The organism is Desulfobaculum bizertense DSM 18034 (assembly GCF_900167065.1).
Taxonomy (GTDB): Bacteria; Desulfobacterota; Desulfovibrionia; order Desulfovibrionales; family Desulfovibrionaceae; genus Desulfobaculum; species Desulfobaculum bizertense.
Genome location: NZ_FUYA01000001.1, coordinates 264301 through 277059 on the forward strand (window position 1 = coordinate 264301; position 12759 = coordinate 277059).

9 protein-coding genes are annotated in these 12759 nt (G+C 54.8%); all 9 read right to left on the minus strand.

Annotated features, from left to right (window positions below; translation table 11 throughout):
* Positions 1-39: 39 nt before the first annotated feature.
* The 9 genes from B5D23_RS01225 to feoB all read right to left on the minus strand — a co-directional run bounded on the left by B5D23_RS01225 (position 40) and on the right by feoB (position 12757).
* Positions 40-960, minus strand: coding sequence for a universal stress protein (locus B5D23_RS01225; RefSeq protein ID WP_078683567.1), 921 nt, complete (start codon positions 958-960; stop codon positions 40-42).
* A gap of 54 nt (positions 961-1014) precedes the next feature.
* Positions 1015-2403 (minus strand): sulfate respiration complex iron-sulfur protein HmcF, encoded by a 1389-nt coding sequence (gene hmcF, locus B5D23_RS01230; RefSeq protein WP_078683568.1) that lies wholly within the window; start codon positions 2401-2403, stop codon positions 1015-1017.
* 26 nt (positions 2404-2429) lie between these two features.
* On the minus strand, positions 2430-3107 hold the full coding sequence (gene hmcE, locus B5D23_RS01235; RefSeq protein ID WP_078683569.1) for a sulfate respiration complex protein HmcE: 678 nt from the start codon (positions 3105-3107) through the stop codon (positions 2430-2432).
* Between the two features lie 54 nt (positions 3108-3161).
* Positions 3162-3305 (minus strand): sulfate respiration complex protein HmcD, encoded by a 144-nt coding sequence (hmcD, locus tag B5D23_RS15115; protein WP_200803610.1) that lies wholly within the window; start codon positions 3303-3305, stop codon positions 3162-3164.
* A 17-nt stretch (positions 3306-3322) separates the two neighbouring features.
* Positions 3323-4492 (minus strand): sulfate respiration complex protein HmcC, encoded by a 1170-nt coding sequence (gene hmcC, locus B5D23_RS01240; protein WP_078683570.1) that lies wholly within the window; start codon positions 4490-4492, stop codon positions 3323-3325.
* Positions 4493-5566, minus strand: a complete 1074-nt coding sequence (gene hmcB, locus B5D23_RS01245) for a sulfate respiration complex iron-sulfur protein HmcB (protein ID WP_078683887.1) — start codon at positions 5564-5566, stop codon at positions 4493-4495.
* Positions 5567-5599: 33 nt separating this feature from the next.
* Entirely contained in the window at positions 5600-7216 is a 1617-nt protein-coding gene (gene hmcA / locus B5D23_RS01250) for a sulfate respiration complex hexadecaheme cytochrome HmcA (RefSeq protein WP_078683571.1), read from the minus strand.
* Positions 7217-8152: 936 nt separating this feature from the next.
* Entirely contained in the window at positions 8153-10444 is a 2292-nt protein-coding gene (locus B5D23_RS01260) for a PAS domain-containing protein (protein WP_078683573.1), read from the minus strand.
* A 123-nt stretch (positions 10445-10567) separates the two neighbouring features.
* Entirely contained in the window at positions 10568-12757 is a 2190-nt protein-coding gene (gene feoB / locus B5D23_RS01265; RefSeq protein ID WP_078683574.1) for a ferrous iron transport protein B, read from the minus strand.
* Between the last annotated feature and the right edge of the window lie 2 nt (positions 12758-12759).

Below are 12759 nucleotides of genomic sequence, written 5' to 3' on the forward strand. Positions count from 1 at the left end.
CGCTTGGCGGAAAACGGATGTTTTCCGTATTTATATGCCTCAGGAGAGGCTTTGTACCTTATCTGGACGGTTCACGCTGACAACGGGAGCGGTTGCGCGAACAATGACATGTTCCATTGTGCTGCCAATGCGTGCCTGCTCTGGGTCGCTGTCATGGTTGTGATGAGCCATGACGATAAGGTCGGCTTGCCTTTCGCGGGCAAACTTCACGATTTCAACGTACGGAACCCCTTCCCATGCTTCGACGCTCCAGTTCCGGAACTCTTTGAGCTGCGATGTATACTCGCTGTGCATTCTGCGGCGGGCATCCATGAGGGCGTCTTCGATTTCGTCCTGGGACATGGTTTTTCCTGCCGCGATGTTGGAGATATCCAGCGCGTGGAAAAGGTTCAGTTTGCAGTCGAGGTCTTTGGCGACACTGGCGGCAAATTGGAAGGCGTGAGAAGCGGGGGTAGAGAAGTCGGTTGCGAAAACGATGTTGGAGATGCCTCCCCAATAGGAGGCGGCGGGTCGGCTCACGGTGAGAACAGGGCAACGGGCGGCTTTTGCCACGCGCTGGAGAGTACTGCCGGGGATGCCGTATCTGTAGTAGGGTGAATCTTCACGGGCACTTGCGCCCATGATAACGAGGTCAGCGGACGTGTCTCTTGCCTGCCGCAGGATTTCTCGATGCGGGAGGCCAGTTGTTACCCGGATTTTGACCTCGGGGTTTGCCTCAAACTGTCTGAGGTAAAAGTTGTAGATTTCATCTTTCACGGAGTCAAGATAGTTGTCATCAAGGGTGACTTCTTCGCCCGTGCGGACGTCTTTCACAACCTGACTAAAGGCTCGGGTGGGGATGCCAAGCACGTGAAAGACAGTGAGTTCGGCCCCATGACGCTTTGCCAGCTCAAAGGCGACGCGAGCGGCGTGGTCGCAGGCCGGAGTAGCAGAGGTCGCGAACAGGATTTTCTTGAACATAGGCCCTCTCTAGCTTTGAAAAAGAGGGGAGCGGGATGCCCCCCTCCAGAGTGCTTATTCTTCCGGCTTCAGATGCTCTGGCACCTCGACCATGCTAATGAGCAGGGGTTTGAGGAACGACCATTTGATGCCGATGCTGTATTCCTCTTCCAGATCACGGATAGCGTCCCAGCAGTTGTGGCAGGGAGCAATAACGAGCTGTGCTCCGGTTGCCAAAATCTGGTCACGCTTGGTCTGAAGAGCAATGTTTCGCTGCTCGCGGTATCGGCCAACGCCGTTGAAGCCACCGCCACCGCCACAGCAGTAGTTGTACTCCTTGCAGGGCGTCATCTCGGTCAGGTAGCCCGGCTCGACCATGTACGAAAGAATTTCGCGGGTCGTCTGGGCCAGACCGTAGTTTCTGACGTAGTTGCAGGAGTCCTGCAAGGTGCAGGGAACCTTGATGCGCTTTGCAGGGTCAATTTTCAGCTTGCCGGTGCGAAGGGCTTCGGCCACCCATTCTACATAGTGCATGTAGGGGCGGGGGGGCTTGCCGTCTTCGCGACCGGCCCAGTACGGGCCTTCGATAACAGTTGCACGGTGCGCGTGGCCACACTCGGTGCCAATGACACGGTTGGGCTTGAGGCGTTCAATGGCAGAGTAGACATTCTTGACCTGCATTGTTGCGCCTTCCCAGTCACCGGCAAACATGGTGAGGGAGGTCTGCTCCCAGCCTTCGCTCGGAACGGTCCAGTTTTCACCTGCGAGGTGGAAGAGAATAGCAGCTTCAGCAAGATCCTCGGGATAATGCTTTGGCTCACGGGCGTTACATGTGTACATGATGTCCGCGCCTTCCTTGTCGACGGGGATTGTCAGCCCCGGCCACTCTTCCTCGTATTCTTCGGCCATCCATTCACAGGTCTCGACCCAGTCCACAGTCGTCACGTCCATCTGGGCGTGATAGACGCGGTGCATGCCGGAGCCGATCTTGAGTTCCCACGGAACAAAACCCTGAGAAAAGAGCAGGCCTCGAATGTAGCTGTTCATCTGCCCCATATCGATGCCGTGGGGGCAGAATTGGGAGCAGCGCGAGCAGCACGTACATTTGGACCACGCAGTCTCCATGCATTCCATCATAAATTCAGTGCTGACGTCACCCTTCTTTTCAATGAGGGTACGCAGCATGGACTGAATCTTGTAGCTTGGGACCTGCTTGGGGTCACGATCATTGACAAGATAGAGAAAACAGGAATCCGCGCAGAGTCCACAATGTGCACAGATGTCGAGCCATGTGCGCATCTTGGACTTGCAGGTCTTCTGGATGCGGGACCACAGTGCATCCTTGTCGACCTCAAGAGACTTCATTTCCTCGTAATATTGGGTGCCTCGGGTGTCAGAGAGCAGGGATTTCAGCTGCTCTTCGGTCTGCACCGGAGTTTTATTGCAAAAGGTACCTTCTGGCATTCTCGTGCTCCTTTGGATCGCTTGTTTTACCAGACCTGACCGCGGCCACGTTCACCGCCGCGCTTGATGCCAAAATCCATTCCAAGCTGGGCACGGGAGCAGAAGAAAAGCACCACGTGGGAGAGCTTGGTAAACGGAATGGCCAGCAGCATGAGATGACCAAAAATCAGGTGAGCAAGCAGCCAGTTTTCATAGCCGGGAACGTGCATGCGGCACAGAATGCCGGTCACGAAGGGGGCCATGGTAATAAACAGAACCAGATAGTCAGTAAAGGTGCTGAGAATACGAACTTCGGCCAGCGCAATGCGGCGAAGAATCAGCATGATGCCAGCACCGAGCATGGCGATGGTCAGACCGTCGGCCAGCCAGCCGGGCATGCTTGGCCAGCTGATGCCGAGCTTCTGGGTCACGATAACGGCGTGTGCTTCCAAAAACAGGGGAACACAGACAATGCCGATATGGAAAATGAAGAACAGCGCCATCATGCCGGGCTTTCTTCTCCAGCCAAAGGTGCCAAAGGGCAGCAGCCAGTGGTAGATGGATTTCCAGGCCCAGCGAAGACCAAGGCCCATGTGGGCGCGGTAGGCAACGCGGTCGACTTTCCAGTCGAGACCTTTGAAGTACCAGATGACCCGGTAAAGGCAGCCCACGATCAGCACCGTGAAGGTGATCCACATCATGGGGCCTGTCAGGAACTCATACATTTGAGTGTCTCCTTGACATATCTTCATCGGGTGCGGGGCACCCGATGCGAAACGTTAGTATTTCCTCGGTGCCTCGTCGCGACCGGTCAGAAAGAGCCAGAAGAGCAGGTAAAACACCAGCCCCAGCCCCATGATGGTGTAGGTCCAGCCTTTGGAATACACCATGAAATCATGCAGAGTGTAGAACATCTGTTCCATTGTCTTTCTCCCTTGGCCTAATGGCCCTTGTATTCAGGGTGTTCGTAGAAGATTGGCATGTGGGTCACGATGAAGCGGTAGACCAAAACACCAAGCGTCACGACGAACAGGGAAATGCCGATTTCGGACATGGAGGGGAAGTACTTCTGGGAGCTGGGCAGGAACCAGTTGTATGCCACGAGAGAGACATTGAAACGGTTCAGTATGATGCCCAGAACGGTCCAGAGAGCGGTGCGGCGGATGAGCGGCAGGTTCTTTTCGCGGGCGCCGATTGCATAGGCAATGCAGGGCATGGCGACAAAGCCGATCATTTCGATCCACCACCACAGGCCCCAGCCTGTCAGGAGGTAGCTCCACTTGTTTTCTACAGCCAGTGCCAGAATCTTGATGACGAAGTATCCGGCCATGATCCAGGAGCAGGCCTTGGCAAAACCAAAGGCCACGCCGTTACTCTGGCGCAGGTGGGTTTCGTCCATCAGATGGTGGAACTTTTTGTGGGCGAGTGTGGACTCAAAGAGAACCATGGACATGCCCGCAAACATGGAGCTGATGAAGAAGAACAGCGGCAGATAGATGGAGTACCAGAGCGGGTGCACCTTGCTCGGGGCAATGAGGTACAGCGCGCCAAGGGAGCTCTGATGCATGGTGGAGAGCACCACGCCAAGAATGGTCAGGGGCAGAGTCAGCTTATGCACAAAGTGGCGCAGCTTCTTGAGACCCAGCCGTTCAAAGAATGCCGGCGTGGATTCAACAAACAGAACGTTCAGATACAGGAAAACGCAGAGACCCACCTCAAAGAGCAGGGAAGAGGTTCCGTGCGAGTAGAAGAGGGGGTAGGGCAGACGCCACGGACGACCAAGGTCGAACATGAGGGCGAAAACCACGAGGGCGTATCCCAGAAACGCGGTGAGCAGTGCGGGGCGCACTGCGCTGTGATAGCGTTTCATGCCAAAGATATAGCAGGCCGCAGAGGTGGTGTAGCCACCAGCAGCAAGCACAACACCACAGAGCAGGTCAAAACTGATCCAGATGCCCCATGGGTAGTTGTTATCAAGGTTCGTTACGCTGCCAATGCCGCTGTAGAAGCGGGTGCCAGCAATTACGAGGCCGATGATGACGATGATGCCAGCGATGACATTAAACGGTGTGAGAACCGATTTGCCAGCGCCTTTTGCCTGAGCACCCATTTAGGATTCCTCCTCGTCTTTCTGGTCCTGAGCCTGTTCCTTGTCTTTTTCGGCCAGGGCTTCTTCAACAGCCTTTTTCACTTCGACTTCGATTTTGCGCTTGTGGGCAACTTCGGCATTCCCAAGCTGCTTTTTCAGCTCGGCTTCTGCCTTTTCTGCTGCCTGCGCCAAAGCGGAGGAAACGGCCTCGTTCTGTTCTTCCTCTGCAATCTTGTCGCGACGCTTGTTCATTGCGTACACGCCAGTGAGGAGAACGGGCCACAGGCCTGTGACCATCGGAACCAGTGCCAGTGCGCCAGAGGTCAGCTCTGGAGCGCTGGTGACGCCAAGGTCTTCGCGCATGCCGATTTCACTGAACGGTGCGCCGGAGATGTAGAGCCAGTTGGTGCCACCCATTTCGGTTTCACCATAAATGTGGTCCACATAGCGGTCCGGGTACTGTTCAATGCGTTTTCTGGCGAGCTTGATGAGGTCTTCGCGTTTGCCAAAAGTCAGGGCCTGCTTGGGGCATGCTTCGACGCAGCCGGGCAGTTTGCCTTCCTTGAGGCGCGGATGACACATGGTGCACTTCATGACCCGGGGGGTCAGTGGCTCGTCATACTCGTATGCGGGGACATTGAAGGGGCAGGCAATCATGCAGTAGCGGCAGCCAACGCAGAGGGACGCGTCATAGACGACAGCGCCTTCTGGTGTCTTTTTGAATGCCTTGACAAAGCAGGCAGAAGCACAGGCGGGTTCCTTACAGTGCATGCACTGGAGTTTGCGGAAAACCGGATGCTCCAAGCCCTTGGGCTGATATTTGTTCACCACGGTCAGGGTCTTTTCCGTGGGGCGGCGCTCGGTATCAAGCACCTTGAGGTCAGAAAATGGCTGCTCGGGAGCAGGCATGTTGTTGACCGTGTTGCACGCTTCTTCGCATTTGCGGCAGCCGATGCACTCGGTGGCGTCAAAGAGCACACCAAGGCTGTCGGGGTAGCCTTCAAAGTGGATGTTTCCTGCGGCGTGGGCGGAATCTGCCAGTGTGACCGTGAGGCCAGCGGCACCAACCATGCCCAGGAATTTTCTGCGATCAATAGCCATGTGAATACCTCGTCTCGACTCCGGGTCTTACTTGTTGCGTTCCGTGTGACAGTCGGCGCAGGCGGTTGCCTGAGGCTTCTGAATGTCCATTGCCTCGTGGCAGCCGATGCACTGGCGGTGGTACGCAGCCTTCAGCCCCGGCTTTGCAGAGGCGGAATTGTTGACAGCGTCCTTGTGGCAGCTTGCGCAGCGGGGGGGATTCAGGGATGCCGGGCTATTGTGATGGCAGCCCTGGCAGAAGGTTCCCTTTTCCGTGTGGAACACATTGGCCAGCTCGCTTCCTTCGATGCCCTTGAGCATGGAGGCGACAATCTTGCGGTGGGGGAACTGGGCAGCGTTGTACTGGTCAGCCAGAACGTCGATGCTCACGGTTTCCGGGATGTCCTTGAGATCATAGGTGCCGCCGCTTTGCTCACGTGTGGCGATTTCCTGCTGCATGGCAGCCTTCTTTTCAGCCTTGGGCATTTTGAGCATGGCGCCAGCTTTTTTGGTGTCCTGCTCGTGGCAGGTGGCACAGTTCTGCTCTGAAGCAGCCTTGTTCTCAGGAATCATGGAGTGACATCCCGCACACTGCTTCTGCTTTTTCTGCTGGTTGTGGCAACCAACGCAGCTTGCAGAAGAGGTCTTGGAGTGCATGGCCTGGTCCAGAGTCACAAATCCGCCTTCCTTGTTGCCCTTTTCTGTGTGGCAGGTCTTTGAGCAGGATTCGATTTTCTCGTGGTGGCAGGTGCGGCAGTCTTTGACGACCATTTCGTGGGCCTTGTGGTTAAAGACCACAGCGCCCATGCCTGCTTCTGCTTTTTTGCCGGGGGCAGTGAGCAGAATGGCATCGTCCTGACCGCGCATCAGGCGGGGAGTCGGAGTCTTTGCCGTTTTTGCCTTGCGTGTGTCCTGAATGGCTTTGTCGTGGCAGCCTTCACAGGTCACAGGGCCGGTCGCAAGTTTCTGTTCCTGCTTCTCAAGGTGGCAGCTTACACATGCGGTGTGTGAAGCCTGCTGCATGGACACAGTTTTGTCCTGAGCAGTGTCCTTGTGGCAGTAACGGCAGGAGCCTTCCTCGCCCTTGGCGTAAACGAGCTTGTCCTGCTTTTTGTCGTAGACATGGTGGCAGGAACTACAGTTCTCTTTTTCGCCGCTGGCGGCAGGAATGGCTTTGGAGTTGACGTGCGTCGCGTGAAGCTTCAGGTCAAATCCGGCAGAAACACGGCCGGACTGGGCTGGAGCATCGCGGTGACAGCTTCGGCAGGAGGCTTCGGTCGGTCCGGTGGATTCACCGGCAGAAGCACGCTCGGAGTGGCAGGTGATACAGTTCTTGTGGAACTGCTCTTTGGCGTCGTTTTTGTTCGCGCCATCAGTGCCCTTAAAAGTTGTGGACAGGAGGCCTTTCTCATTCTTCACGTGGCAGGTGGAGCAGTCTTTGCCCTGCTGCGCCAGTGCCTTGGTGTGTGTGTCGTGAAAGAATGGGACAGCCTTTTCATCCAGTTTTCCAAAGGAAGACAGTGTGTCGATGACCAGCATTCCGGCCCGCGAATCCTTTGGTGTCGCCTGTTTGGAGACTGCGCTTGCCTCAATGCCAGTTAAGCTTATGGCAGAGAGTACAACAACAGCCAGCGCCCAGTGCAACAGGGTTCTTCCCTTCATCATGGTTTGCCCCTCATCAAAATGGCAGACGTATGTACGGATGACCACGGCTGAACGTTAGAGAATCTGTGGGCGCGACGTGCGGCCGTCGCGCCAGACCAAACACGGTAAGTTCCTTTTTTCTCACCGGGAAATGAGGGCAAAAAGGAGCTTGAATAACAGGACCAGAGGCCCAAAAGCACGCGGAAAAACAGGAAAAAAGATGCAGTGCAATTTCCTGAAATGTGCTTTTATTTCAAGCAGTTATACTGCTTCTACTGTTAATAATACTAGAAAGGTATAGAATGAATCTATACCCGTCAAGTAGGGTAAAGGAAATCAAGCTGTGGAAAACACAGATTTTTTTGGCTGATTTTGGGGAGGGGCAATTGTGAGTATTTTGTCAGAAAAAGGACGAAGAAATTGTCGGCGGAACGACATAATTCCTACTGTTTTGGAAGGAAATAAGGAGGGGATTTTTTGGAGGAACAGGCCCTTGGAGGAAAGTCTTTGACCACGGGCGATACGGCTCGCACAAGAGGGGGAAAACACCTCTTCCGAGCTTGTGGAAAACTTGAGAATAAGCATGTGGAAAACTTTTTTTCAAAAAAGCGGAGGCCGATTTTGCGTCTGCTGCAAAATCACAAGCGTCCTGCTTCCATGAGCAAAAGATTTTTCTTGGCCTGACCGGGTCGAGGAGCATGCAGGGTAGATGGCATGTCGACCAGTGAAAGAGGTCAGGTCGTCTGTGTGACTGTGGGGTTGTGGCCAAATGCGCCGGGGCATGGCGCAAAGGGAAGAATGTGGTCTGGCCTTTTCCTTGTCAGCACAGGGGATTCACTGCATTCCGCATTAAACAATGAATTCGTACTAAAAAGGTATGGTATCAATGCTCACCCGTCAATAGGTATTTGAAATAAAAAAGATTGGGTGTGTTTATAGGGAGTTATCTTGATCTTTTTAGTCCGGTTTGCCCTGTGGGGCGAGTGCTGAGGCAGGAAAAACAAGGGTAAAGCGTGCTCCCATGTCTGGACGCGTGCTGTTGGCGGCCTCAATTGTTCCGCCAAAGCTTTGCATAAGGCTGTAGCTGATGGACAGGCCAAGACCAGTGCCTTTGCCCACGTCTTTTGTGGTAAAAAACGGTTCAAAAAGACGTGAGGCTATTGCTGGCGGAAAGCCTGTCCCACTGTCTTCTATGGAGAAAAGAACGCGCCCAGTATTGACGCTGCTCGACAGGATTATGCGGCTGGGAGCATCTGCTTCCTGCTCGCGACGGCTGTTGACGGCATCTCTGGCGTTCAAGATCAGGTTGATGAAGATTTGTTCCAGACGGTTGGCTCTGGCCATGACTTGCGGAAGATCGGGGGCAAGCTGCCACTGTGTTTCAAAACCGTGGGCGGTGAGCTGGCGGTCAAACATGGCGTAGGCGCGCTGGAGGACCGTGTTGCCGTCAACGGCTTCCATTTCGCTTGAACCGGGTTTGCGGCCAAATTCGCGCAGGTGAGTGATGATGTCTGTCGCGCGTTCAACGTTATGGGAGATGCCTTCATAGAGTTCTCGCAAAAGCTCGGGTTCCAGCGCGGCATTTTTTTCGACCCGGCGACGCATGAGTCCCCCGATGGTCTGGATAACGGTAAGTGGCTGGTTCAGCTCATGGGCAACGCCTGTTGCCATCTCACCGAGTGTGGTCATTTTGCTGGCCTGAATGAGCTGCTGTTCCGTTTCGAGGCGGGTTGTGATGTCTCTGGTGATGACCAGCAGCACCGGGCGGCCATCTGATAGAGATGGGGAGGCCATGATGTCTAGACTGCGGATTTCTCCATCATCGCGCTGATGCTGCACCTGATGGATTGGCTCCAGCATTCTGAGGCGGCGTCCCAGCTCTTCGGGGGAGGCGTGAACAAAAAGCTCCAGAAAAGAGCTGCCTGCAAGCTGCTCTGCGTGGCGGCCATACACACTGAAAATGGCTTGATTGCCATCCTGAATTTCCAGACTTTCGGCATCCAGCACAAAGACCGGATTGGGAATATGGTTGAAAATGTCGTGATATTTCTTTTCGGACAAGGCCAGCTTTTTTTCCAGCTCCCGGCGGGCGCTGATGTTGAGGCACATCTCCAGCGCAGCGTATATCTCTCCGTCTTCATTTCGCAGAGGCTGGGTGCTTACAATCCAGTGCGCGGGTGAACCGTCAGAGTGAATTCCGGATTCTTCGCTGGAATGGGACTGCCCATCCTGAAAGGTTTTTTCCACGGGGCAGTTCTGGCATTTCTTTTCGCGCCCTTTCCATGTTTTGAAGCAGTGTTCTCCAACGACCGGGCAAAAGTGCTCGGCGAATTCGTCGTTGTAATCCAGAATGCGAAAATTGCGGTCAACAACAGTAATCAGGCAGGGAACATTGTTGAAAAAATTGCGGTAGAGATTGCGCTGGGCGTTGAGCTCCTGCTGTTTGGTGCTGATGTCCTTGCCCATCTGGTTGAGGGCGATGACCAGCTCTCCCATTTCATCGTCAGGGTCAACGCGGTCAAGAGGGATGCTTTTCCCGGCAGCGAGAAGCCGGGTGCCAGCGATGAGTCGTCGAAGAGGCTCTTTGACAAGGCCAAGCACCAGAAGAATCATAATCCATGAGGTACTCAAAAAGGCAAAGGCGGCCATGCCAAGGGTATTGCGCTCAAACTTGGCAGAAGCGGCGTCGCTTGTTGCGAGGGACACTGTCATGTCGAGCGCGCCAAGAATGCGTGTGTCTGGGCTGTGGGCGTGGCAGGGCGGTCCGGAACAGCTCGCTTCATTGAAAATTGGTGTCAGGATATGAATACGGCGAATCCCATCGTCGGCTGTGCTGAGCCGGGAGCGGGCTGTAAGGTCCAGAGTCCGCAGGGGTGGCTCTGCACGGTGGCAGGGGGCACAGGCTGGAGCGCTGTTTTTGACCACGGTCTGTTCTTCACTGGGGGTGCTGGAGTATTGAATTATGCCGCTATGATCGAAAATTTTGACGGATTCAACGCTTCGCTGACGGCTGGTGTTGCGGACAATTTGCCGGATGTCGTCGCGGGAGTTGTGGAGCATGGCATAGTGCAGGGCAAGGCGTGTGGTATCGGAGAGGCGGTCTGTACTTTCTATGACTGACTGGAGACTGTGTTCCCTTTGGAAGCGGATGCTCATAAAGGCCCATGCTGCGACACAGCAAAAGAGGGTCAGACCAACCGCGAGGATGATTTTTCCGGGAAGGCTGTGCAGTCTGTGTTGCAGTTTCATGGTGGCTCCTGTGCTTTGGGTTCTTTATTTTCATAGCGGGGAGCTGTGAGTCTGACAAGCAGGCGTAAAAAAAGGCCCCACAATGTGGGGCCTGAGTGTGTGGAATATCTTTTGCCGGGCCGACTAGCCAAGCCCAAGAGCTTTGCCACCCTGATAGACCAGAGTGGACAGGGCAAAAGCAAAGGCTGTGTTGAAGAACAGCGAGAACATTGCCCATTTCCATGAGCCTGCTTCGCCACGAATGGCGACCAGAGTTACAAAGCATGGGGAGTAGAGCAGAATAAAAACAATCAGCGCAACGGCCCGAAGCGGATTCCAGTCCGGATTCGACTTGAGGCGGCTTGCCAGAGAGCTTTCCGTGTCGGCGTCTCCACCAAGGGAGTAAGCCGTGCCAAGGGTGGAAATAATAATTTCCTTGGCTGCGACGCCGCCGATAAGGGCAATGTTTGTGCGCCAGTCAAAGCCGGAGAGCTGAGAGATGCCCTCGACACCAGTACCAATGCGGCCAGCAAAGGAGTTGCGCAGGCGGGTTTCTCCGCGTTCAGACTCAATCTGTGCTGTGAGCGAGGCAATGGCCTTGTCCTGTTCTGCTGCCGGGACGGTTTGCTGAATTTCGGCAATGCCGGACTCCAGCTTGGCATCAAAGGCTGCGTGCTGTTCTGCGCTGGGACCGGGGAAGGTCATAAGCGCCCAGAGCAACACGGAAATGGCCAGAATAACTGTGCCCGCCTTTTTGATGTACTGCCATGTCCGTTCCCATGTGTGGATAAGCATGCCGCGTACGGTTGGGAAACGGTAGGGCGGAAGCTCCATGACAAAAGGAGTGCTGGGGCCCTTGATGACTGTTGAGCGGAGCAGCTTGGATACAAAAAGTGCTGCGGCCCAGCCCAGCATGGTAATGGCAAAAAGTGCGGGAGCCTGATGCTCTGGGAAGAACACCCCAATGAGCAGGATAAAGACAGGCAGCTTTGCACCACAGGTCATAAATGGCGCGGTGAGGAGTGTTGCCAGCTTTTCGCGACGGCTGCGCAGGGTTCGTGCGGCCATGACTCCAGGAACGGCACAGCCACCAGCGATGCCACCGGACACAATGAACGGCATGACCGAGCAGCCATGCAGCCCAAAAACGCGAAAAACGCGGTCCAGCATATAGGCAATGCGGGCCATGTATCCTGAGTCTTCGAGGAAAGAAATAAAAAGGAAAATTAGGAGAATAAGCGGAACAAAGCTCAGAACGCCACCTACACCGTCAATAATGCCTGAAACGACCATAGAGCGGAGCAGGCCGTCCGGGATGATGGCTGTAGCCATGTCGCCCATCCAGCCAAAGAGGCTTTCCATCCAGCCCATTGGAATTTCACCAACAGTGAAGGTCACTTTGTACACCGCAAGAAGGACCAGCACCATGCCGATGGGTCCCATGAAGCGGTGGGTCAGCACATGGTCAAGGCGGTCGGAAAGGTCGACGCGGGCCTGATCTGTGCGGCGCTCCAGAACACCGTGCTTCAAAAGCGAGGTGATAAAGCCATAACGGTAGTCTGCAATAATGGCTTCTGGGTAGGTGTTGAGTGTCTTTTGACAGTGATCGGCAACGTCTGCGGAAAGGTGCAGCAGGCGTGTAGAAAAGTCGCTGTCTGCGGCATTGCCATTTGCCAAAATCTCTTCGTCATTTTCAAGGTACTTGAGGGCCAGCCAGCGGGCGGGGTAGCGGTCCCCCATGAAGTGCGCTGACTCGATCAGCTCGGTCATCTCTCGAAGGACAGGATCGAGATCTGGACCGTAAGAAATATTGAGTGGCTCGTTTTTGCCCCGGTTTTCAACGGCAAAGTCTGCGGTCTGCGTGAGCAGCTCGGGCACGCCTTCGCCCGTTCGTCCAACGGTCTCAACAACAGGCATGCCAAGACGTTTGCTCAGCTCCGGGACGTCAATGCTCATGCCGTGGCTACGGGCTTCGTCCATCATGTTTAGGGCCAGAACAACCGGGATGCCCATTTCCATAATCTGAACAGCAAGATAGAGGTTGCGCTCAATGGCAGAGGCGTTAAGGACGTCCACAACAACGTCGGGACGTTCGTCAACCAGCACGTTTCTGGAGACGATTTCTTCCTGCGTATATGCGGTCAGGGAGTAGGTGCCGGGCAGGTCAATGATGTGAAAGTCGTAGCCATTGATGGTGGCGCGGCCTTCTTTTTTTTCGACGGTGATGCCCGGATAGTTGCCAACATGCTGGCGAGCGCCAGTGATGGCATTAAAAAGAGTTGTTTTTCCAGCATTGGGGTTGCCCGCCAGTGCCATCGAAATCCTCTCGGCCATGA